Source organism: Psychrobacter sp. TB55-MNA-CIBAN-0194 (assembly GCF_040309505.1).
Taxonomy (GTDB): Bacteria; Pseudomonadota; Gammaproteobacteria; order Pseudomonadales; family Moraxellaceae; genus Psychrobacter; species Psychrobacter fozii.
Map to the genome: position 1 here is coordinate 1 of NZ_JBEOOW010000008.1, position 23,633 is coordinate 23,633.

Sequence of the window (23,633 nt, forward strand, 5' to 3'; positions counted from 1 at the left end):
CAGAAGTGAAACATCGTTGCGCCAATGGTAGTGTGGGTTCGCCCATGTGAGAGTAGGTCATCGTCAGCTCTCTATTCAAAGTTAAACCCCCAACGCTCACGCGTCGGGGGTTTTCTTTTGCCTATAGTTTGGGGGAAAATGGCTAACATACGAGGTATCGAGCAAAAATACTTAGCAAGTTCATCCCAACGCATATGTTATCTCCTTTACTATTGAGTAATGGGTTAGCTTGACAGTATGCATAAATAAGGCTACATTTTTGTTAGTTCTAAAAAGAAATCTATAAGGAAATAGATATGTATAGAGCACCTGTAGCGGTTGTAATCGGAGCAGGGGATGCAACTGGCAGTGCTGTTGCAAAACGTTTTGCAAAAGAAGGTTTTACTTTATGTGTGACTAGAAGAAGCGTCGATAAACTAAACACGTTAGTCAGTGATATTGAGGCAGCTGGTGGAGTAGCCAACCCATTTGGTTGTGATGCGCGTGTAGAAAAAGAGATGGTCGAGTTGTTCGCTCATATTGAAAAGGATATTGGGCCGATTGAAGTAGTGGTATTTAATATCGGTGCAAATGTACACTTCTCAATTATTGATACCACAGAAAGAGTCTTTCGAAAAGTATGGGAAATAGCAGCACTATCTGGATTTTTGACAGGTAGAGAAGCTGCAAAAGTTATGATTCCACGTGGAAAGGGCACGATTATTTTCACTGGAGCAACAGCTTCTTTGCGAGGCAGTAAAGGTTTTTCGGCTTTTGCTAGCGCTAAATTTGCGTTACGTGCTTTGGCGCAAAGCATGGCACGTGAGTTAGGACCAAAAGGTATACATGTGGCGCACCCTATTATTGATGGTGCTATTGATACAGCATTTATCCGTGACAATTTTCCGGAGCGCTATGCACTTAAAGACCAAGATGGCATCTTGAATCCTGAGCATATCGCTGAGCAGTATTGGCAATTGTACTGCCAACCGAGAGACAGTTGGACGCATGAGCTAGATTTACGCCCGTGGATGGAAACTTTCTAACATTTATCTAACGATAAATCCCTAAGGTTTTAATATATATTGCAAGGAATGCAAAGATGAGTAAACAAATAGAGTTTTTCTTTGATGTGGGCAGTCCAGCCAGTTATTTGGCATGGACACAATTAGAGAGCATAGCACAACGTCACAATGCTGAAATTATTTGGCGACCTATGTTGCTTGGAGCCGTTTTTCAAGCCGTTGGTAACACTTCACCAGCTGCAGTACCTGCGAAAGGTGCTTATATGCTCAAAGACCTTAAGCGCTTCTCAAATATTTATGAGGTACCGTTTGAGTTCAATCCATTTTTTCCGTTGAATACGATGCATTTTATGCGAGGTATTACTGCTTACTTAGGAGAACCTGAGTTTCCAAGTTGTCTAACGGCCATCTTTAATGCTTTATGGGCTGAAAAACTCAATATGGAATCATCAGAGGTAGTCGCTGAAGCTTTGGTCAGAGCGGGTATTGATGCCACTCATTTTATGACACGTATAAGCGATACTGAGATCAAGGAGCGTCTGAAAGCGACTACTGAGGAAGCTGTATCGCGAGGTGTATTTGGTGCACCGAGTTTCTTTGTAAATGGTGAAATGTTCTTTGGTCAAGATCGTTTGAATTTCGTTGAGGATGCTTTAAAAGACTCACTCTAATGGGTAGCATTAATGTATGAACTGAAAGTACCTGAATGATGGTTCTTTAAATACATAGAAAACCCCTGCTAATATTGAAAATAGCAGGGGTTTATTTTGGTGTCTTATAGCTGAAGCCTTTCTAACTTCTAGTTTAGTTATGATCTACTACAAGCACTAATGGCAATTTATTTCGCCTGTAAAAAATCCTTGACCTCTAACAATAATAGTTCATTATCATCTGCTCGATTTGGGTCTCGGCTAGAGGAAAAAGGCAGATTGTTATCATTACCTACTACGATGTGGCTTTCATCGATGATGTCTACATTTTCAATAGTAAAGAATGGAAATACAAATTTATCACCTACTAAAGGTTTTTTAGTCACGCCCTTGGTATCTTTAATAGCCATCAAGTCAATGTACGCCACTTTTTCAGCGATCTGACTTCTAGGGTCTAATTTGACCTTATATATACGTTTGAATACGGCTGGTTTGTCAAAGCACTGGCTTTTATCTACAGCTGCTTTTTGACAAGCTTTATCACTTACACCTTCTAAATTGTCTCGTTCAATAATCAAACCATAAGTATCATCGATCATATTGAAATCTCCGATCGCATACTCGTCATTATCAAGTATGTATTTCCAGCTCTTATCAGTATAGGTATTACGCTTGGTATCAAATTGCAGGATGCGCAAGAAGTTATGACCATCGACTGAATCATATTGTTGGCTGTTCTGATTATAAACAGCGCCTTCTAACATAGGATATAAATAACGTCCATCTGGGGCTGATGCCATACCTTCAAAGCCCTTAGAGCGTTTAATACTGTATAACGGTAGATTGTCATCGGGTTTGCTTGGTAATTGTAAAGCGGGATGGTCTGGAGAATGTACGGTCTCCCCATCTACTTTTGTGTCATACATGGCTTTAAGTGTGCCTTTGCTATCAAATCTTAGTAACCATGGGCCAAACTCCTCACCGACCCAAATATCACCATCAATGATTTGGAAACTTTCAGGATCAAAATCAGATCCTGTTAGATAGCGGCGATTACTGTCTTGATGCGTAATTCGGTGAGGTATCACTTTATTCTGGTCATTAAAGAAAATAGTTTTTATAGGTTCAAAAATGCCTTTATCCCAATCCATTCGATACTGACGCATGAATAACATGGCATCTGGTGAATTGGCTTTACTACCAAAACCATTATCGGTCAATATCCAATAACTGCCATCAGGCATATATTTGATACCAGAATGTCCTTGCACAGGTTGTCCTGGAAACGGCAGCTTGATACCAGTGGGACGACCTGCCGATTTACCTTCAACACTGCCCAGTTTTTCAACCAATTGCCCAGTAGTATATTTACCACTGACTTGCAAATCTTCGGGCGCATCAGTTGGAGCAGAGATAAATGTTTGAGAGGGTAGTAGGGCATGTGAGACCAATTCAGCAGGGTAGGCATCCGCTGCTGTTGCTAACTGACCAATACCAGTCGTGGCGATGATAGCCATACTTATTCTCAAAAAATTAGCCCTTCTTGTGTACATTTTTTTCTCCAATTCTTCAATTTATTATTGTTGATAGTTAATCAAGAAGATTGAATTATGGCTATGAAGTATGTCTGTTTAATGACATCAAGACTCACGCTAAAGAAGCTGTTTAACTTGGTTCAAGATAGTATGAAAGAGATATGGTTGTGCTTATCTATGTATACATGCTCATTCAAATCAAAAATCTATAGATTTCGTTATTTCGTTATTTCGTTATTTCGTTAGATGAGTGATAACTATTTCTACTATCTAATCGTTTTTTATACAGAAAAGCTATTTAAAAACTACTAAAATGAATTAAATTCATCTTTTATTTAAATTAAGTCGTTTTTATTCATGTTGCGATTCAGGCATAATCTACTCCATACACAAATTTGGTTTTGTCTCAGATAATGAGAATAGATTAAGGCAGTAGATACCATGAGTAAAGAATTTACCTGTTCAATTAAGCGCATTCGTTTTGACGAAAACTATCAGCCTGTAGACAGCACGCGTTTGACGACTAACTTTGCGAATTTGGCACGTGGTGAGCACCGCGAAGAAAATTTACGCAAAACATTACGCATGATAAATAACCGCTTTAACGCATTGGCGCATTGGGACAATCAGACGGCAGATCGCTATTCTGTTGAGATTGACATCATTTCTGTCGACATGGATATCGAAGGCAATGGTCATACCTTCCCAATCATTGAGACGCTGCAAACAACGATTGTGGATCATAAGGACAATAAACGTATCGACGGGATGATCGGTAACAGTTTCTCATCTTATGTACGTGATTATGACTTTAGCGTAGTATTGCCAGAGCATCGTGATAAGAATCTAGCATCAATAACGCCAGATAATTTTGGTGAGCTGCACGGTAAACTGTTTCAATACTTATTGAACTCAGAAGCTTACACTGCCAATTTTCATAAAAAACCAGTGATTTGCCTCAGTGTTTCGACCAGCAAAACCTATTATCGTACGGCCAATCAGCATCCTGTTTTAGGCGTTGAGTACAGACAAGATGACTATTCATTAACTGATGACTATTTTCACAAAATGGGCTTAACCGTTCGTTACTTCATGCCTGAAAGTAGTGCCGCGCCTTTGGCATTTTACTTTGCGGGTGATTTGCTGAGTGATTACACTGATCTTGAGCTAATCAGTGCTATCAGCACGATGGAGACGTTCCAAAAAATCTACCGTCCTGAGATTTATAATGCCAACTCGAGCGCAGGTGAAGTGTATCAACCGAGCTTAAAGTATCAAGATTACTCGCTGACTCAAATTGTGTATGACCGCGCCGAGCGTAGCCAGATGGCAGTGACACAAGGCAAATTCACTGAAGAACAGTTCATTAAGCCTTACCAAGCCATTCTGGAAGAGTGGGCTGCAAGCTACGAAGGGACAAGTGAAGTGGCCAAAAAAAATGTGGCTAAGAAACAAGCTGCCTAACTGATCCTCACTAATTAACATAATAAAAAATAAATAAGAAGATGAATCACATGACATTATTATTACCGACCTCAACCGCTGGCAGCTTACCGAAACCTTCTTGGCTAGCAGAACCAGAGAAAATCTGGTCACCTTGGGCATTAGAAGGTGAGCAGTTGATGGAAGCCAAACAAGACGCTCTACGTGTGTCATTACAAGAACAAGTACATGCAGGGATTGATATTGTCAGCGATGGTGAGCAGACCCGTCAGCACTTTGTGACCACGTTCATTGAGCATTTGGATGGCGTCGATTTTGAGAAGCGTGAGACGGTCAAAATCCGTAATCGCTATGATGCGAGTGTGCCGTCAGTGGTCGGTGCGGTGAGCCGTCAAAAGCCAGTATTTGTAGAAGATGCAAAGTTTTTACGTCAGCAGACCAATCAGCCAATCAAGTGGGCGCTACCAGGGCCAATGACGATGATTGATACCTTATATGACAGTCATTATAAAAGTCGCGAAAAACTGGCTTGGGAATTTGCTAAAATTCTAAATCAAGAAGCAAAAGAGCTAGAGGCAGCTGGTGTTGATATTATCCAGTTCGATGAGCCAGCATTTAATGTATTCTTTGATGACGTAAACGACTGGGGCATTGCCACGTTAGAGCGGGCTATTGAAGGTCTAAAATGCGAAACAGCAGTACATATTTGCTACGGCTACGGTATCGAAGCCAATAATAATTGGAAAAAGACACTGGGCTCAGAGTGGCGTCAATATGAGAAAGCCTTTCCTCAACTGCAACAGTCTAAGATCGATATTGTCTCACTTGAATGTCAAAATTCACGTGTGCCAATGGATTTGATTGAATTGATTCGCGGTAAAAAGGTAATGGTCGGTGCCATTGATGTGGCAACCAATACTATTGAGACACCAGAAGAGGTAGCAAATACACTACGCAAAGCGCTACAATTTGTCGATGCGGACAAGCTGTATCCTGCAACCAATTGCGGTATGGCCCCTTTGTCTCGCCAAGTTGCAAGAGGCAAGCTCGCGGCATTGAGCGCTGGTGCTCAAATCGTGCGTCAAGAGCTGACTGCCTAGCGTTTATTGGTACACATGAGTGTTTACTGATCTGAAATTTAGGACTTAAGCAATGATTAAAGATATGATTGAAGCAACTGACTTTAGAGATGCCATGTCTTTATTGACAACCGCAGTAAGTGTTGTCACCACAGAAGGCCCATCTGGCCTTCATGGGTTTACGGCATCTGCAGTATGTAGCGTCACAGATACGCCGCCGACCTTACTTGTCTGTATGAATCAGACATCACGCTCACATGCACATTTTATTGAAAACAAAACGTTGAGCGTCAATGTATTGGGCGCTCATCATGAATCAATATCCAATGCGTTTGCTTCTAAATTGAATTCAGAACAGCGCTTTAAGCAAGGGTCTTGGACTCAACTAAAAACAGGCGCTCCCATTTTAGAAGATGCATTGGTCAGTTTTGATTGTGAGATTGAGCAAGTGCAGGAAGTGGGTACGCATAGTGTGTTTATGTGCCGTGTTGTCGCAGTCAAAAAACAAACGGAACAACACAGAGGGCAGGAGGAAAGTTTGGTTTACTTTAATCGTGCTTATTCTCGTGTTGGTCAAGCAGAAATCGCTTAAGTCCACTGTTTCAGTGTTGGCTAACCACATAACTAAATCTAACTAAGAAGTAAATAATCCGTGGAATTAATCATTTTTTTAATCATAGGTGCTCTAGCAGGATTTGCTGCAGGGCTTTTCGGTGTGGGCGGTGGCACGATCATCGTACCACTGTTATTTATCGTCTTTACGCAAATGGGTTACAGTCCTGACAACATCATGCATTTGGCTTTGGGAACCTCATTAGCGACCATTATTATCACGTCTATCAGCTCGTTAATGGCGCACAATAAAAAAGGCGCAGTTATGTGGCCTGTCTTTAAAAATCTGGCACCAGGCCTAGCGATAGGGTGTTTTTTAGGGGCAGGGATTGCAGGGCAGATATCTGGATTGTATCTTCAGCTCATTGTTGGTGTATTTTTGCTTTGGGTTGCCTTTAAAATGTTTAAGGGTGGTAAAAAGGAAACCACTAGCGATACCAGTAATCTTCATACAGTATTGCCTTCAAAACCTAAGCAACTGGCGGCAGGCGGGGTTATTGGTATTGCTTCTGCCATCTTTGGTATCGGTGGTGGCAGTTTAACCGTACCTTATCTCACGCGTTACGGTGTGGTCATGCAAAAAGCAGTGGGTACATCAGCGGCGTGCGGTCTACCTATTGCCATTGCAGGTGCGTTAGGGTTTATGTTTTTTGGAATGAAGCAGCAAGTAGATGTGCCCAATACGATTGGTTTTGTCCACATTTATGCCTTTTTAGGTATCAGTATCATGAGCTTTTTTACCGCAAAGATAGGTGCGAAAGTGGCTCATATATTATCACCACAATTATTAAAAAAGTGTTTTGCGGTATTGTTGACCATAGTAGGATGCTATTTTCTTTATAAAGGACTGGTTTGAGTATTTATAGTGGTGTGAGATATAAAGGTCACGAATAATATTTTAGTATGCAATGCGGACAAAACTATGTCTGACTTAGTCGTCCGTTATAAGTGGTTACATTATATCAGTCTGTCTTAAGTAGTCTGTTAATAGGATTTGGGGTGAGGTGGCTAGTTCCATTGGAGTATTCTTTCATTGACTGTAATATAGTGATTCCTGCTGTTAAATCCGTATAAACAAGCTGGGGTTGTTTTAATCATGCAGCTTAACGGTAATACCCATTGTTTCTATAATTTGACTTTACAGGAACAACAGATAATTTTTTTTGGGGAGGGATATACCGCCTATTTCAGGCTCATTTTAATGAGATTCTACAGCTTTACATGGCGCTACGTTTTTAACCCCATCCCTTGGATCCATAATTTAGTAGTCGCTTTTTCACCTGCTACCAGTACTATGTCCAAATCTAGTACTTTACTTAGTGACTAGTTTTATACTACTCACCATTTTAGGATCGAATAGATACCCTCTGATAATCTTTTCTGCCGTTGCCAACACATATCTCATCAATAACCTTATATGATAAACTTATGTCCATTTATCATGTTAATATTCATATCTCAGTTATATTTAGGAGGTACTATGGCAGCTTATATCACCGTAGGCGCGACGACAACTCATGGCGGTAAAGTGATTAGTGGGTCACTACATACGACTCACTATGGTCTTCCAATATCGCGTAAAGGCGATAAGGTCATCTGTAAAAAATGTAAAAAGATGACCACTATTGTGACAGGTGACTCCTCGTATATTGTCGATGGTGCACCCGTTGCTCGCGCAGGAGATGCGACTAGCTGTGGTGCTAAACTCATTGCGGTTCAGCAGTCCTTCGGTGAATCTGATTTTGAGGTAGGAGGTATCGAGTCGGATCCAGAGGAAATGGCGAAATGGGCTGATGATGCAGTAGCGCAAGCAGAAGAAGATGGTCTTTGGGCGGGTCCTCCAATAGTCCATCGTAATCCTAATGGCAGTTTAGAAACCGAACAACTTTCACCATTATCATCAAAAAAGAATCTAGATAGACTTGCTACGAATTCTGAAATGTTTGATCACTATCGATTTGGTAAAGGAGAGGCTTTAACCTTAGACAATTTAGGAGCAACGGAAACATTAAATAAAGTGATATTAAGAAGAGGCGCTTTTGATCGAGAGGGTTCTATACAAAGCCGTTTTGGTGTACAGATTGCAGAAAAGTATGATAATGGTGATTCAGATTATTCATTCGATAATGGTTATAATTTTGGCGCGGAAGGGCTACCTTGGGCATTTGGATCAGGAGATTTGTCCGGCATATTTAATGGTAACATCAATAAACTTAGCAATGGTAGTTTCCATCTTCAAGGTCAAGTAACTTATAAGTTCTCAGATATTTTTCAGGATCCATATGATACGTGGGATTGGGTAGAAGGGTCGTGGGACCCCAATGGCACGCCGTACAAAATTACAGGGATGATAAAAAATAATATAAATACCGTCATAACCCCTGAGGAAATTAATTAGTTATGAAAATAATGAGAGTAATTTCGTCTGTTCTAGCTTTAATTATAGTTATATCTACTGCTATCTATTACTTGTATCCAATACAAATATTAGATGACTTAAAACTAAAAAGAACTATAGGTGGTGAGCATCGTCTAATTTTTGACAATCAGAAGCTAGGCTATATTAGTGGCTTAGATTCATGGTACGTCGAAGGATCACAAATCTACGGTTCAATGAGCTCCAACAGAGATCGAACAAATACATCACTATTTTATTTTTATGTCGATGTCTGTACTGGTGAGAATCTTCTGATAAGTAGCTATTCTAAATTTGAAGATTTTTTAGATGATAAAGATATATCAAAAGAGAGACGCAACTATATGAGTGGCAATAATCTTATAAATATGAAAAAGTTTGATTATTCATCATCTATAGATTGCTCATAATATTTTGAATATTCTGCTGTTTATTTAATTGAAGGTCGAAATTTGGCCAAATTTTTTCTACGAACTTGACAGCAATGAGTTCTAGTAATCATTAAGCTAAGCTCATTAAGTACATTCAGATATACACTGATTTAATTTAATATTCCATACGCATTGAAATCACTTGGGCTACAGCCCATTGTTCAAGCCCTCACTAGGAATACATTCTTTGTTCCCATAACAGCGCTTATGTTAAATGAAAATCACAAAAAAAAGCCACCGACCCGAACGCTCAAAAAGGCATCCTAACTCCCTCCCATCTCGCTAATGCAAGATGGCAAGGGGTTAGGATGATACTTTATTACTCAGGATGATAGCTAATTACTCAATGACAATCATAATTATATCTTGGCAACAATCATTCCACCGTGACGCTCTTTGCTAAATTGCGAGGCTGATCGACGTCAGTACCACGCATAACTGCCACATGATACGACAACAGCTGCACAGGTACGCTATAAACGATAGGTGCTAGTGTCTCACAAACATCCGGTACATAAACCACATGCAATCTATCTTCTGCAATCATCTGACTAGACTCACTGGCAAACACAAACAACTCACCGTGACGCGCGTGTACCTCTTGCATGTTGGCTTTGAGCTTATCAAACATGCTGTCTTTAGGCGCTAGTACGACGATTGGCATGTCTTTATCAACCAATGCCAATGGGCCATGTTTTAGCTCCCCTGCGGCATAGCCTTCTGCATGAATATACGAAATTTCTTTAAGCTTTAATGCGCCTTCTAATGCAATAGGGAACTGTAAGCCACGACCTAAGAATAAGCAGCTTCTTTTGTCTTCAAAGCTTTCGCTCATCGTTTTAATAGGGGAATCAAGGTTTAAGCTGGCATGTAGTTGGCCTGGCAGCAGTTGTAGCTCACCAATCAATTTGCTTAAATAATCATCAGTCATGCGCTGTTGAACGACACCTACTTTCATGATTAATAACATGAGAGCTGCAAGCTGAGCAGTAAACGCTTTGGTAGATGCCACACCAATCTCAGGACCTGCTAACGTCGGTAAGAAAATATCTGTCTCGCGCACCAGCGATGAAGTAGGAACATTACATAACGCTAAGCTGACCAAACCTGCTGGGGTATGCTTTTGAATATCACGTAGCGCAGACAAAGTATCAGCAGTTTCACCAGACTGAGAGATGCAAATAACTAATGAGTTATCAACGACGACGGGATTACGATAACGAAACTCACTGGCTACCTCAACAGAACAGGGGATACGAGTAAGACTTTCAAACCAGTATTTTGCAACCAGACCTGAGTGATAGCTGGTACCACAAGCGAGAACTTGCACATGGCGAATACCTGAGAGCTGAGTTTCATGACGCTGTAAAAAGTCATCACGCAGTTTAGAGGTTTCACTTTTATCGATACCCATTTCAAGGGTACGTGCGACGGCATCTGGCTGCTCATAGATTTCTTTGAGCATATAATGTTTGAATTCGCCTTTATCTGCATTGTGTTGGGTTGCATCAATTTCATGTATTTGACGCGTAACTTGCACTCCATCCGCGTAGACTTGAATACTTTTACGAGTCAATTTGGCGATATCGCCTTCTTCTAAGTACATAAAGCGGTTAGTGACTGGTAATAGTGCCAACTGATCTGAGGCGATAAAGTTCTCACCGATACCTACACCAATCACCAATGGCGAGCCTAAACGCACGGTAATAAGCTCATCTGGATAATCGGTATGTACGATGCCAAGAGCGAAGGCGCCATGTAATAGTGGAATAACAGTGCGAACTGCTTCTAGCAAGTCAGGCGTTGCTTTGTAAATGTCGTTAATCAGGTGCGCGACGACTTCAGTATCTGTTTGCGACGTAAACTCATAGCCTTTTGCTATCAGTGTTTCTTTAAGCTCAGCATAGTTTTCAACGATGCCGTTATGCACCACAGCAATCTTGCCTGAGACATGTGGGTGCGCGTTACGTTGTGCTGGCTCACCATGCGTCGCCCAACGTGTATGAGCGATACCGATATGACCATCAAATAACTCTGGATTGACAGCGACTGCATCAACCAATGCCTGTACTTTGCCCACTTGGCGCTCACGGTGTAATTCACCATCACGAATGACAGTCAGGCCAGCGGAATCATAGCCGCGGTACTCTAAACGTTTAAGACCTTCAAGTAAGATATTGGCGATATTACGCTCAGCAACTGCCCCTACAATTCCACACATGGCTATTCCTTAAGTTTAATTTTTGATGTTTCTAGATTTTAACTTTTCTATATAGAGGTGCTTTACCAATCAACAAGCTGGTTGGCAGATAAGCCGTTAATTTTATAGCGTGTTAGATATAATTAAGCAGCACCACAAAGATTGCCGCGCTGCTTAATTTGTTTAAGTCTGACTGCTATTGACTCAACGATTGGCGCATCGATTACTTTTTAGTTGGTCGTTGAAAATCGTCTTTCTGTGTTTGTCGCGCGCGACCAAATGCCAATGCACTAGCGTCCACGTTTTTGGTAATTACAGAGCCTGCCGCGACTGTTGCAGTTTCACCAATCGTTACTGGCGCGACTAAGCTAGCATTCGAACCGATAAAGGCATTGTCTTCAATGATGGTTTTTGATTTATTAACCCCATCATAATTACAAGTGATGACACCAGCACCGATATTGACGCCCGTACCGACGGTGGCATCACCGACGTAACTTAAGTGGTTTATTTTGCTGCCTTGACCGATGATCGATTTTTTAATTTCTACAAAATTACCGACTTTACTGTTATCAGACAACACTGTCTCAGGGCGCAAATGGGCAAATGGACCAACGTCGACACCCGCACCAATCTCAGCACGATCGATGACGCAGTAAGGCTTTATATGACAAGCATTACCGAGTTGTGAGTTTTTAATAACACAGCCTGCTTCAATATAGACGTTGTCACCTAGCGTACAGTTGCCTTCAAATACAACACCGACGTCGATAAACACATCTTGACCTGCTGTCAACGTACCACGAATATCGACACGGGTAGGGTCAGCAAACTGCACGCCCGCTTCTTGCAAGTCAGATACTAGTTTAGTTTGCCATGTACGTTCTAAGCTGGCAAGCTGTTGACGGTTATTGACACCTTCAATCTCAAAGGTATGCTCAGGTTCAATCGCCGCAATCGTGATGCCATCAGCGACTGCCATTTTGACAATATCGGTAAGATAGTATTCTTGTTGCGCGTTGTCGTTAGACAGTTCGGGTAAGTATTTATGCAGTAGAGCATTATCGACACAATAAATGCCGCTATTAATCTCTTGAATCTGTTGTTCGTCAGCACTGGCATCTTTTTGTTCAACGATGGCAGTGATATTGCCTACATGATCACGTTTGATACGGCCTAATCCAAATGGATTGTCTACCGTCAAAGTCAGCATAGACATGCCATTAGTATTGGCTGTCTTCAGTGCTGATAGGGTTTGATGGCTCACCAAAGGCACATCACCATAGAGAATAAGGCTTTGTCCTTCTTTCGGTAAATCAGACAGCGTCACTTTGACCGCATGGCCTGTACCTAGCTGTTCAGTCTGCGCAACCCAAGTAATTGGCGATTGCGTATACTGGTCGATAATTTCCGATTTAACTTGGTCGCCGCCAAAGCCATGAACAATAATGGTCTCGTTGACAGTTAGCTTATGACACGTGTCTAAGACGTGACTCAGCAAAGATTTACCTGCCAAGGTCTGAAGGACTTTTGGCTTAGCTGATTGCATACGCGTGCCTTTACCAGCAGCGAGGATAATTACCGAGAGAGGAGATGTCATAGTAGCCCTACAAATGTAACAAAGTATAATATTGGATTATAACGCAAATGTTCAGTTAAAAAAATGCTGGAATGTGCAGGCATTTGTAATAGAATCTAATAACGATAAATAAATTCTCTATGCAAGAGGATAGCATTCAAATTGCTAGCATAAGAGGTTACGTTGTGGTCACTCACTATCATACGGCTAGGGTTATTTATAACAGCACACCAAACATAACCACTACCCATAACACTGCTGCCATGATACCTGCGATGATGTCATCAAGCATAATACCTAACCCACCAGCGACCTTTTTATCGGCCCAGCCAATCGGCGGTGGCTTAATAATGTCAAAAAACCGAAAGAGTATAAAAGCGATAACAATGGCGAAAATAGAAAGCTCTTGAGAGACATCTTGCCAAAAGTTTGTGGTCGCCACACCCATGTAAGAAAAAGGAAGCAGGGTAATCCAGATACCAGACCATTCATCCCAGACGATATGCGGGTCATCATGTCCCTGCATCAGCTCAGAAGTACGTCCGCAGATCCAAACGCCAAAAATACAAGATAGAATTGTCAGAATTAGAAAAGGTATGAAGCCCAAGCTCATCAGTGGTATGGCGATGATTAACCCACCAACAGTACCCCAAGTGCCAGGTGCACGGCGCGGCAGACCACTGCCCAAACCAATGCCTAACCAATAGACCATACGGTCAAGAGCACTGGCATTCTTAGGCAATGGTGGGCAGTCATTGGCTTTGCTGATATCAGGCTTGGATAAATCGTGATCAGTCATGGGCTAACCTGTAAAATGTTGGTAACCAGTAAGATTGGGCCATGTGGCAAATGGCGCGTGCTGAGTTGGTGTGATTGGCTGATTTTGATAATACAGTGTAGGGTGTAATGCTATAGACCTGTTTGCATCTGTCACTAGATCATCTGACAGTGCGATTACTTCACCGATACAGGTAACTGGTGTATTACCAATAGGTGGTTCAATACGTGCAGGTAAAGTAAAAGCTAACTCGTAATCATCACCACCCGCCAGTTGGCACAACAAGCGTTCAGATAAATCAATAGTTGCCAATGGTTCGCTAGTAGGTAGCTGCTCCACATCAATACGCATGCCTACAGCGCTTTGCTGACAGATATGCCCGATATCTTGATAAAGGCCATCAGAGATGTCTATCATCGCCGTTGCGCCAATCTTTGCCAGTGCTGCCCCTAAGGCGATACGGGGCGTTGGCATATGTAACCTGTGAGCCAACTCTTTACCTTGGGTACTGTCAGGATGTTGCAGGGCATAACTGGCATCGCCAAGCGTCCCTGATACATAAATCTTATCACCAACTTGTGCACCTGAACGATATACAGCTGGGGTGTCTGCGGCAAGCAATCCTTGCGCGCTGACACTCAGTACTAAGTTGTCACTGCGTGTGGTATCACCGCCAATAAGGGCAACACCAAATAGCTGGCAGGCATGAAATAAACCTTTGGCAAATTCAGTGAGCCATTTTTCGTTAGCAAGTTGTTTAGGTAACGCTAGTGCCAATAAAATACTATGCGGGGTCGCACCCATCGCTGCGATGTCTGAGACATTGACAGCGACGGTTTTATAACCAATCGCAAATGCCAGCTCGTTGACTTGCTGCCAATCAGCACTAAAATGTCGACCTTGAACCAATGTATCAATACAGCTGACTAATCGTGACCCTGCTGGCAAGGCCATGACAGCTGCATCATCACCGATACCTTTTTCGATACCAGTTAATGGTGCATTTGCCGCTTGCATTTGCGAAAATATACGCTCAATCAGCTCAAATTCATTCATGGCTAGTCTTGTTTTTTAGCATCGTCAGCGTCTTTTTTGCTCGCTTTAAACTCGCTAATATTTGCACTGGCTTTACTAGCGCTATTGCGTTTGACACTAGTGTTATTTGCGCTAATACGAGGTTTGTTTGATGCAGTTGGGCTGTCATCAATAGCGCTTTCGTTTGTGGCTTCTGTGCTATCAACTGGTTTCACTTGAGCTTGTTTAGCCGCTGATTTTTGTGACGTACGCAGGTTGGCTTTGGTATCTGATTCTACTTCAGTAGCGCGTAGCTCAACGGCCATTCTATCTAATACCGCATTGATCAATTTATGCGCGTCAGTGGCACCGAAATGATTGTTAAGCTTCATCGCTTCATCAAGTACTACCTTGTAAGGAATCTCTAAGCGATTCTGCAGCTCATAAGTACCAATAAGCAAAATAGCGTGCTCAACGGTGTCCAACTTATCAATGTCGCGATCAAGATGCTGAAGGATTAGAGCATCCAACGCTTCAATTTGCTCTGGGATATCACGCATCATTTCGTGATAGTAGCCGATATGTACGGTGTGCATGGCATTGGTCGCGCGCGTACGGGCAGCGATATCATGCGGCGCATTGGCCTTCCAGCCAAGCTTGCCATCTACATCAAAGCGGCGATCAGTGACCAGCCATTCGTATAGACCTTGCATCGCAAAGCGGCGCGCCTTACGAATAGCAGTGTGACTGGTCTTATAAGAAGACTCACTCATATCGAAGGTTTGATCACCCGCACTGCTGCTCGCTATACGAGTAGCTTCCGCTTGTTTATCATTGATTTGTGCGGTTTTCGCAGCATTAATAGCGTGCTTGAGTTGGTCAGTCATAAGGGGTCAATACCTGAATTTTGAAATAGAATGTTAAATAGTGGTCGGCTGGCACGTTTTGCCAGTCAGTCTTGGATACTGGAGTTACAGGGTTAGGGCTATGGTAACAACCATAACCTTCATCAAATTCACAAACAATATTACTTATAGATGCTGCTTAAATAGCACTGCTTATCTGTGCTAATAAAACCGCTAGACAGTCAAATAGGCACTGTCTAGTGGTCAATACTAACGGTCAATAAAACTAAGCGTCATCGCTTTCGTCATCAATATCTAACTGTGATAAGACAGCAAGCATTTCTATGACAACCATTGCCGCTTCTGAGCCTTTATTACCAGCTTTCGTGCCAGCACGCTCAATTGCTTGTTCAATGCTATCAGTGGTCAATACGCCATTTGCAACAGGGATATTATAATCCATCGCTACAGCACTCAAGCCTTTTGCAGATTCGCTAGCAACAAAATCAAAATGCGGCGTGCTACCACGAATAATAGCGCCTAAAGCAACAATCGCGTCAAAGCGATCAGACTCAGCGGCACGTTGGGCAACCAATGGCAATTCAAAAGCACCAGGCACACGAATCACGGTGATATTGCTACCCAATACACCATGACGTAGTAGTGCATCAATTGCACCATCTACCAATGATTCAACCACAAAACCATTAAAACGACCGACTACGATACCAATACGAACGTCTTTGTTTTGATGTAAATTACCGTCGATATGAGTCACGTCATTGCGTTGCTGTTGTAGATTTGACATAAAAAATCCTTTGCTTATTTGGCTTTTAATAAAGATGTGGGCGTAAATGAGTCGCTAAATATAGTGATGTGTTCAGATAACAGGTTCGATTGTTTGGCTTGTTATTCAATAGATACTGATAATCAAAGAAACCGGCAGTTAAATGAACGAAAATAAGTGGTTAGCGCTATGATAACATTTTTTTCTAATTTATTTGTATTTTACCAGTGTGTTATATGGGGCATATTAGACATTTATAAATGGGCATTGCCAGGTTCGAATGTTCAATATGCCTTGGTCGGCTTAATCACATTTAAATACAGGGTAGGCGAGTGAAAATACTAAAAATAGTAGGTTCAGCACGCCTAACGCTATATTTGAGTTATATGTGATTGACTATAAACGCATCTGTATCCCTTGCGCTGCCATATATGCTTTGGCTTCTTGTACTGTGTATTCACCAAAATGGAAGATGCTGGCTGCGAGTACCGCATCGACGCCGCCTTCTAATACGCCTTCGGCCAAATGTTGTAAGTTGCCGACGCCGCCTGAGGCAATGACTGGTACATTCACTTGGCTAGTGATTTGTTGCATTAGAGCTAAGTCATAGCCTTTTTTAGTACCGTCGCCGTCCATCGAGGTGACTAATAATTCGCCTGCACCCAGCTCAGCCATTTTCTTGGCCCAAGCAACCGCATCAATGCCAGTTGGCTTACGACCACCGTGAGTGAAAATCTCCCAACGTGGTACGATAATGCCATTAACATTGATATCAGCGACACGTTTAGCATCGATGGCAACGACGATACATTGATTGCCGAATTTTTGCGAGGCTTCACCAACGAACTCTGGGGTAAACACGGCTGCTGAGTTAATCGCTACTTTATCCGCGCCAGCATTGAGCAAATTGCGGATATCAGCGATTTTACGCACACCGCCGCCGACTGTGAGCGGGACGAATACGGTTTCAGCCATACGCTCTACGGTATGATAAGTGGTATCGCGCTCATCATTGGTCGCCGTAATGTCTAAAAAAGTAATCTCATCAGCGCCTTGTTCGTTGTAGCGTTTGGCCACTTCGACAGGGTCGCCTGCGTCTTTGATATCGACAAATTGCACGCCTTTGACCACACGGCCATTATCAACGTCCAAACAAGGAATGATACGCTTTGCTAACATAGGGTCTTTCACCTTATAATCAATTCATTCTATAGGCGCTAGTCTAGCAAAAACACTGCCGTCTCAGGCAGGTTTTCGTAAGATTATTATGCATTTCGCCATAGTTTGCTCATGCGCGGTACAATTGCTGTGATTACCGCCTCAATCTATTCTATTTAACTTCTTATTCAATTGCTAAAAGTGAGATGTCATGTCCGTCTATACCCAGTTAACCGATGACCAGTTTGCCGCCTTTTGCCAGAGCTTTGGCGTGTCTTTCGTGCGTGCCATTCCGATTACCCAAGGGATAAAAAACTCAAACTGGTTTATTCAAACGACTGATGATGTAGATGGTGCATACTCCTATGTATTAACTTTATTTGAAGAGCGTCCACCTGCTGATATCGAAAAAATGGCGGTCATTCTTAATCAGTTAGATGGCAAGCTACCTGTTGCTGCACCGCTATCCGTTATTGAATCAAATGGTTCTCAAGCGAATGGCGATGATAAACGCTATGTCATTCATTACGAAGACAAAGCTATTACGCTAGTGCCATGCCTAGCAGGGTCGCATCCAGAGCAAACCACGCAAGCGATGTGCCATGATATCGGTGCTGCGCTAGCGATGTTGCATGAGACGTTGCAAGCATTACAGCCTGCTGAGCAGTATGGCGTGCCTTTATACCCGTGGGCAGATGTACGCGATCGTGAAATGCAGTTTATGCCGGGTGACGAAGCCAAGTTGATGAGTGATATTTGGTGCTCTTACACAGAGTTACCACTGACAACATTGCCAAATGGTTTGTGTCATTTGGATATGTTTGCGGACAACACTCTATGGAATCTGCAAAAAGGGGAGGAGCGTCTCACTGGTTTATTAGACTTTACCGAGGTCAGTGTTGAGCATTATGTAATGGACATTGCCATTACCATTAATGACTTTTGTACTACGTGGGGCATGGCTGAGCAAGGCGAGTCAGTGAATTTTGACCGCAGTAAAATGGCGGCATTCTTGCAAGGATATGAGTCTAAACGCTCACTTGGCATTGATGAAAAACGTGCGTTGCCTGTTATGCTAGCCAAAGCGGCAGTGATATTTTGGTTGCTACGTTTAAACGTCATCCATTACAACCGTACTGAAGGTCGTACGGGTGATAACATCATGGTCAAAAACCCTGACTTGATGAAACGTCTGGCCGCTTATCACTGGGTGCATGTTGAAAAATCGCAAAACACCGTATTTGTGCTTTCTGGAATTACATCAGACAATCAAATAATCGGTGTGTTTAGCAGCATCACGCAAGCTGAACAAGCCCGTGAAAAATTGAGCAATAGTAGTGAGTTCGCAATCAAAGAATATACGCTGGATCAATTGTCGTAAGCATTGCTTATTCATTTATTCTGGTACCAAAACTATAAGGCGATCCCATGACCGATCAAGTTGACAACTGGCACAAGCTGGCACGCTACGACACCAATATGCAGGGCGAATTGCATGCCAATTTGCTGAGAAATAATAACATTACAGTATCGATGCAAGCGCTGAGTAGTATACCTGGTATGAACTCAGGGGCAGTGCTGTGGGTACAAGATACGGATTTGGCAGAAGCTCAACGTATCCTAGCGACCATTCCAGCTGATGGTGCGGCCTTACTGGATGAGATGAGTGATGCGGACTTTGATGCGTTATCTGCTGCTCAAAGCAATTCTACTCAAAGCAACCCGATAATAAATGATGATTTGCTTAATAACAATAATGGCGGTAACGATTAAATGTGTCAACTCTTAGGAATGAACAGCAACACCCCAACGGATATTGGCTTTAGCTTTGCAGGATTTCGCAAGCGTGGTGGTATGACTGACAGCCACGAAGATGGCTTTGGGATTGCGTTTTTTGAACGCAGTGACTGTGTGAATAGTGATAAAGCGGCAAATGACTCAACAGGTCTGCGTCTGTTTCATGACAATCGCCCAAGCCATCTGTCACCAGTGGCCGACTTGGTCAATAACTACCCAATTAAAGCCATGAACGTCATTGCGCATATCCGTAAGGCCACCCAAGGCCAGAACTGCTTGGCCAATACGCATCCATTCGTCCGTGAAGTCTGGGGCGAGCAGTGGGTGTTTGCGCACAATGGGCAGATGAATAGCGAATTCATTAAACGCTGTCAGCGCTTACAAGACAATGGTAATGGCTCACACTGCCAACCAGTTGGTTCAACTGACTCTGAAATGGCATTTTGTTATTTGGTCAATCGCCTAAAAAGCAGCTTTAAAACTCGTCCTGATGATCAGACACTGTTTAATTTTTTGACCACGCAGTGTCGCTATTTATCTGCCAACGGTTTATTTAATTGCCTGATATCAAATGGCAGGTGGCAACTGGCTTATGCGGGTAGCTTATTATTTTATCTCACACGTAAAGCACCATTTGGTGAAGCGAAATTGGCTGACGATGACTTGGCAATTAATTTTGGCGATGTAACCACAGATGCTGATAAGGTCACTATTTTAGTCACCGTGCCATTGACTGAAAATGAAAAATGGCAACAGTTAGCGGTTAATGAATGCTTAATATTTCAAGATGGCGATGTGATTTATAAAGACAGCCCAAGCCAGCGCAAGTTTTTGACCGTTGATGAAGGGATTGCAATCGCTAGAGCTGTTGGGGCGAGTGTTTAGGATGGTTGATTTGTATTTTTAAATTGGTTGTTCCACTATAAAATTAATAGTTTAATAAAAATTAGGTGAAGCCATGTTGGGCAATGACATTCAAATAAAACAACTGGTAGGTATCGGTGATGTGCATTTGAGCTTACAGCCAAAGCAAAGTGTGTATTGCCTGATTGGTGAAAACGGTATTGGCAAGACGAAATGTTTGGAGGCTTTGTTTAAGGCAGGCTTGGCATATAACGAGCAGTATGCTACCAGAAACTTGCTCATAGGTGTTGGAGCTCATCGAGGCTACCAAAAGTTTCGCACTAATAATATACCTATCAAAAGACGGGAGTCAGTAACTAGTGATAGTGACAATGCGCTTATCAGTTGGTCCAAAAAAATGACTGATAATCGCAAAGATCTGCTTGCTCAAGCATTTGAAGGTATGAATGATCACAACTTACCTGTTGTCTTTTTAGGTGCTCAAGATAGAGGAGGTATACATAATAAGCAAAAAACCGAAAAAGAATATCTTAAATCTCATTCAGATGACGGCATCGGTAGTAAACGGCAACGCATCAATGAATACTTCAATATGATTAATCAACATATTGAGCATACAAACCTAAATAATCTTAATATGAACGTTGATATAGAAAAATGGGTCAGCCAACGTGCGCGGTCCGCTAATCCTTACCAAGCTATTGAAGACAACCGTGAAGTAGAAATCACGACGTTGCTAGACTTATTGAACAAGGTTGACGAACGAATTGATAGTAAATTCCTTGAAATATCAGGAAATAATCGCGTATTTATAAAAGTTTCTGATAAAAAAACCGAATTATCTGAGCTTTCTAGCGGGTTTGCTTCAATTCTTAAAATCATGCAATCTATCATCGCAGGTTATAGTTATTTCACCAATGAAACCAATATTGCTCGTGTTAAAGGCGTGGTATTCATTGATGAAATCGAAAGTCATCTACATACTAAATGGCAAGCGACTATTATTCCTGTTTTAAAGCGTTTATTTCCTAATACAACGTTTTATATCACCACCCATTCCGCTATTGTTTTAAGTCAGTTGCAACATGGCGAAGCTTATGAGTTATACCGTGATAAAGAAGATGGCGTGGTCAAAACTGAGCTGATAGAGCATCCAAATAACGCTGCATTTGTAGACCTGCTAAAAGATGCTTTTGACATTGATATTAATAAGCTTAAGCTAGCGCGTGATAATGCGCCACAGCAAAAAAATGCTAAAAAAATACTGACTGAACTGTTAGAAAAACGGATCAATGAGCTTAAAGAAGGAACGCAATAATAATGGATACAGAAATTGCGAAGTTACTGGACTCAAACTTTTTGACTTATCTCTTGGAAGGTAAGAATATTGATGAAAATGATGTCGATCTTCTTGAGCGTCTGATGGATTTATTAGCACTCGTCAATGATGATAATGTCGAGCTGGCCATCACACCATTGCTGCGATATGAGTTTTTAAGAAAGTTTGGTCAGAATGAGAGTGAAGATTTTAATAAATTTAAAGCAGCTGTTGAAGAATTTACATGGCTAGATATCAGTAAAGACGTTACGGATTTGGCGACCAATTTATACCGTTTAGACAAATATGAAGCAGATAGCAAAGGTATACCAAAGAATTTAGAAAAGCGAAAGTTTGATGTGTTTCATTTTGCTACGGCTAAAATTAATGGTATTGAGCTACTATCTAATGATAAGCACATAGATCAAATGGAAGGTTTATACGAGCGTTATCAAGCGCTATAACTAACCCAAATAAACCCCACAACACCGTTTAAACTTCTCACCCGATCCACAAATGCACGGTTGCTTTTGGCTGATAGTCATCGCAACCGTCGGGTCTAAGAAATACCAGCATGCATCATGATTAGCTTTATTTGTAACCTTTACAAAGGCAGACAGTTCATGATGCGCCTGCACTTTCTCTTCTAAACTAGCTGTATTATTTTTGATATTAAAATACGCTTTGAACTCAACTTGCGCATGACGTTTACCCAGCTTTGGCATGTGCTCTACAATTTCCAATCCTGCCCAGTCCGTCTCTTTTGCCCAACTCTCAATCGCTTTAATATCAAGAAATTTTTGCTGTGCGGGTAGCGTAGTCTTGACGATATACTCTGGCTTAATCAATACAAAGGCACTATAGCGCGTACGCATCAATCGCTCGGCAGAGTCTGCATAGATGCCATCTGCTCGATCAACTTCTTCATTACAAAGACTCTCATGATAAGGCTGGCAGCAATCTTTATAAAGTAGCGTTGAGCTTGCAGATTCTGATGCTAGATTGATTTGGCAAGGGCAAGTAACTAGATGAGATTGCATGAGTTACTCTACTTTTCGTTTGGATTTTACGGCTTTGAGGTGCTTTTATTACAGCATGCTCTTTATTAACTCTGGCAATATGCCGACTTTGAGCTGTGCCCAAGGAGTAGGATCACGTAGCTGCGCCCAAAACGCCTCAAAAGGTGGTGCCATATAGACCAGTATAGCGAGCAAGGTATATAGCAATAGATACCACCATTTGTCGTCATGTTTATAAAACTTCATCGCAGTGCCTGATGAGCGTTTCATTTTCATATTGGATAAATTGACACTATACAGCTCGTCCAGTGATAAATGTACCATCGCACCGCCGAATAAGAATAAACCGTAAAACCAACTGGTCGTCAGTGGGAGCTGCGCCCCATAATAGCTTAGGCACGTCAGACCTAATCCCAGTATCGCCATATACGGCACAGAGTGGATGACGCCACGATGCACAGTCATAGTAGTGAAAATATGAAAGACCACATAACGCATAAAACCGTAGCCAGCTAGCCACAATACTATCAATGCAAGTAAGCTCAAATCACTGCGCCAATGCATGACGAGACCAAAGGCAAATATAAACGAGGTAATATTAAAACCGAGCTTAATCGGTGTGGAATTATCAGAATCTAAGTCCGGTAACAACCCGCCAATAGTCCCAAGCGCCACGCACACCAAAAAGCCTGAATCATCAATCAATCCAGCTTTATAAACCGTCAAACTCAGTGTGCCGCTGACCATAAAAGCGACATTTAGGTGAGTATTAAAATTTGCCATAAAATCATTTATCCATAACGCTCAAAAAGACCTTTCGAGCGGCGTATCTAGCAGTAAAAAAGCGCACCATGATACCATAGCGTAGCCAAATGCTTAACAGAGAACGCGTCTATGCTTACCACTGATTCCCCCGTTACCCTTGATGCTGATGTTTTATCTGAGATCTCACCTATGCTGGATAAAAGCTTCGCTGACATTGATTGGCAAGTGCCATGGATGTGCCATATAAATCAGCTGAGCATCATCAGCGCAATCATTAAAAGTCTAAGTTCATTAAGTGAACAAAACAATGCTGTAGCGTATGAGGGTTAGCCAATAGAT

General features: G+C 42.0%; 23 protein-coding genes. 13 read left to right on the forward strand and 10 right to left on the reverse strand.

The window, feature by feature from the left end; genetic code table 11:
* Positions 1–296 precede the first annotated feature (296 nt).
* On the forward strand, positions 297–1,025 hold the full coding sequence (locus AAEY75_RS10260) for an SDR family oxidoreductase (protein WP_197217989.1): 729 nt from the start codon (positions 297–299) through the stop codon (positions 1,023–1,025).
* 56 nt (positions 1,026–1,081) lie between these two features.
* Positions 1,082–1,675: a 2-hydroxychromene-2-carboxylate isomerase gene (locus tag AAEY75_RS10265; protein WP_197217990.1), complete on the forward strand. Its 594-nt coding sequence runs from the start codon at positions 1,082–1,084 to the stop codon at positions 1,673–1,675.
* Between the two features lie 167 nt (positions 1,676–1,842).
* Here the strand turns inward: AAEY75_RS10265 and AAEY75_RS10270 are convergent, their stop codons facing one another.
* The gene (locus tag AAEY75_RS10270; protein WP_352259525.1) at positions 1,843–3,171 is read right to left on the reverse strand and encodes an esterase-like activity of phytase family protein; all 1,329 of its coding nucleotides are present in this window, start codon (positions 3,169–3,171) and stop codon (positions 1,843–1,845) included.
* A gap of 459 nt (positions 3,172–3,630) precedes the next feature.
* On the opposite strand from AAEY75_RS10270, the gene AAEY75_RS10275 reads away from it, so the two are divergent.
* From AAEY75_RS10275 to AAEY75_RS10295, 5 genes are all read left to right on the forward strand, one after another.
* Positions 3,631–4,653 (forward strand): DUF1852 domain-containing protein, encoded by a 1,023-nt coding sequence (locus tag AAEY75_RS10275; protein ID WP_352259526.1) that lies wholly within the window; start codon positions 3,631–3,633, stop codon positions 4,651–4,653.
* A 50-nt stretch (positions 4,654–4,703) separates the two neighbouring features.
* Positions 4,704–5,732, forward strand: coding sequence for a methionine synthase (locus AAEY75_RS10280; RefSeq protein WP_352259527.1), 1,029 nt, complete (start codon positions 4,704–4,706; stop codon positions 5,730–5,732).
* A 64-nt stretch (positions 5,733–5,796) separates the two neighbouring features.
* Positions 5,797–6,303: a flavin reductase gene (locus AAEY75_RS10285; RefSeq protein ID WP_352259591.1), complete on the forward strand. Its 507-nt coding sequence runs from the start codon at positions 5,797–5,799 to the stop codon at positions 6,301–6,303.
* Positions 6,304–6,363: 60 nt separating this feature from the next.
* Positions 6,364–7,179, forward strand: coding sequence for a sulfite exporter TauE/SafE family protein (locus tag AAEY75_RS10290; protein ID WP_197217995.1), 816 nt, complete (start codon positions 6,364–6,366; stop codon positions 7,177–7,179).
* Between the two features lie 624 nt (positions 7,180–7,803).
* On the forward strand, positions 7,804–8,721 hold the full coding sequence (locus AAEY75_RS10295) for a PAAR domain-containing protein (RefSeq protein ID WP_197217996.1): 918 nt from the start codon (positions 7,804–7,806) through the stop codon (positions 8,719–8,721).
* An 825-nt stretch (positions 8,722–9,546) separates the two neighbouring features.
* Here AAEY75_RS10295 and glmS read toward each other — a convergent pair.
* The 7 genes from glmS to hisF all read right to left on the reverse strand — a co-directional run bounded on the left by glmS (position 9,547) and on the right by hisF (position 17,552).
* The gene (gene glmS / locus AAEY75_RS10300) at positions 9,547–11,391 is read right to left on the reverse strand and encodes a glutamine--fructose-6-phosphate transaminase (isomerizing) (RefSeq protein ID WP_352259528.1); all 1,845 of its coding nucleotides are present in this window, start codon (positions 11,389–11,391) and stop codon (positions 9,547–9,549) included.
* 202 nt (positions 11,392–11,593) lie between these two features.
* Positions 11,594–12,970 carry a bifunctional UDP-N-acetylglucosamine diphosphorylase/glucosamine-1-phosphate N-acetyltransferase GlmU gene (gene glmU, locus AAEY75_RS10305; RefSeq protein WP_352259529.1) on the reverse strand — a complete coding sequence of 459 codons (1,377 nt, stop codon included), beginning with the start codon at positions 12,968–12,970 and terminating at the stop codon, positions 11,594–11,596.
* A 196-nt stretch (positions 12,971–13,166) separates the two neighbouring features.
* Positions 13,167–13,748 carry a phosphatidylglycerophosphatase A family protein gene (locus AAEY75_RS10310; RefSeq protein ID WP_352259530.1) on the reverse strand — a complete coding sequence of 194 codons (582 nt, stop codon included), beginning with the start codon at positions 13,746–13,748 and terminating at the stop codon, positions 13,167–13,169.
* Positions 13,749–13,751: 3 nt separating this feature from the next.
* Entirely contained in the window at positions 13,752–14,783 is a 1,032-nt protein-coding gene (gene thiL / locus AAEY75_RS10315) for a thiamine-phosphate kinase (RefSeq protein WP_197218000.1), read from the reverse strand.
* A 2-nt stretch (positions 14,784–14,785) separates the two neighbouring features.
* A complete protein-coding gene (gene nusB, locus AAEY75_RS10320) occupies positions 14,786–15,628 on the reverse strand; it encodes a transcription antitermination factor NusB (protein ID WP_110923696.1) in 843 nt (280 codons plus the stop codon).
* Positions 15,629–15,872: 244 nt separating this feature from the next.
* The gene (gene ribH, locus AAEY75_RS10325; protein WP_194197873.1) at positions 15,873–16,394 is read right to left on the reverse strand and encodes a 6,7-dimethyl-8-ribityllumazine synthase; all 522 of its coding nucleotides are present in this window, start codon (positions 16,392–16,394) and stop codon (positions 15,873–15,875) included.
* 375 nt (positions 16,395–16,769) lie between these two features.
* Complete coding sequence (gene hisF / locus AAEY75_RS10330) at positions 16,770–17,552, reverse strand: imidazole glycerol phosphate synthase subunit HisF (RefSeq protein ID WP_197101880.1); 783 nt, start codon at positions 17,550–17,552, stop codon at positions 16,770–16,772.
* A 190-nt stretch (positions 17,553–17,742) separates the two neighbouring features.
* Between hisF and AAEY75_RS10335 the strand changes: the two genes are divergently transcribed.
* The 5 genes from AAEY75_RS10335 to AAEY75_RS10355 all read left to right on the forward strand — a co-directional run bounded on the left by AAEY75_RS10335 (position 17,743) and on the right by AAEY75_RS10355 (position 21,974).
* Entirely contained in the window at positions 17,743–18,912 is a 1,170-nt protein-coding gene (locus tag AAEY75_RS10335; protein ID WP_352259531.1) for a homoserine kinase, read from the forward strand.
* Between the two features lie 47 nt (positions 18,913–18,959).
* Positions 18,960–19,304, forward strand: a complete 345-nt coding sequence (locus tag AAEY75_RS10340; RefSeq protein WP_352259532.1) for a hypothetical protein — start codon at positions 18,960–18,962, stop codon at positions 19,302–19,304.
* Positions 19,305–20,213 (forward strand): class II glutamine amidotransferase, encoded by a 909-nt coding sequence (locus tag AAEY75_RS10345; protein ID WP_201592282.1) that lies wholly within the window; start codon positions 19,305–19,307, stop codon positions 20,211–20,213.
* A 73-nt stretch (positions 20,214–20,286) separates the two neighbouring features.
* Positions 20,287–21,510 (forward strand): AAA family ATPase, encoded by a 1,224-nt coding sequence (locus tag AAEY75_RS10350; protein WP_352259533.1) that lies wholly within the window; start codon positions 20,287–20,289, stop codon positions 21,508–21,510.
* Between the two features lie 2 nt (positions 21,511–21,512).
* Positions 21,513–21,974, forward strand: a complete 462-nt coding sequence (locus AAEY75_RS10355) for a type II toxin-antitoxin system VapC family toxin (RefSeq protein ID WP_201549812.1) — start codon at positions 21,513–21,515, stop codon at positions 21,972–21,974.
* Here AAEY75_RS10355 and AAEY75_RS10360 read toward each other — a convergent pair whose 3' ends face one another.
* Both AAEY75_RS10360 and AAEY75_RS10365 read right to left on the reverse strand, forming a co-directional pair.
* Positions 21,975–22,550 carry a YchJ family protein gene (locus AAEY75_RS10360; protein WP_352259534.1) on the reverse strand — a complete coding sequence of 192 codons (576 nt, stop codon included), beginning with the start codon at positions 22,548–22,550 and terminating at the stop codon, positions 21,975–21,977.
* Between the two features lie 48 nt (positions 22,551–22,598).
* On the reverse strand, positions 22,599–23,312 hold the full coding sequence (locus AAEY75_RS10365; protein ID WP_352259535.1) for a hydrolase: 714 nt from the start codon (positions 23,310–23,312) through the stop codon (positions 22,599–22,601).
* Positions 23,313–23,423: 111 nt separating this feature from the next.
* Here AAEY75_RS10365 and AAEY75_RS10370 point away from each other — a divergent pair, with 111 nt between their 5' ends.
* Entirely contained in the window at positions 23,424–23,624 is a 201-nt protein-coding gene (locus AAEY75_RS10370; RefSeq protein WP_352259536.1) for a hypothetical protein, read from the forward strand.
* Positions 23,625–23,633 lie beyond the last annotated feature (9 nt).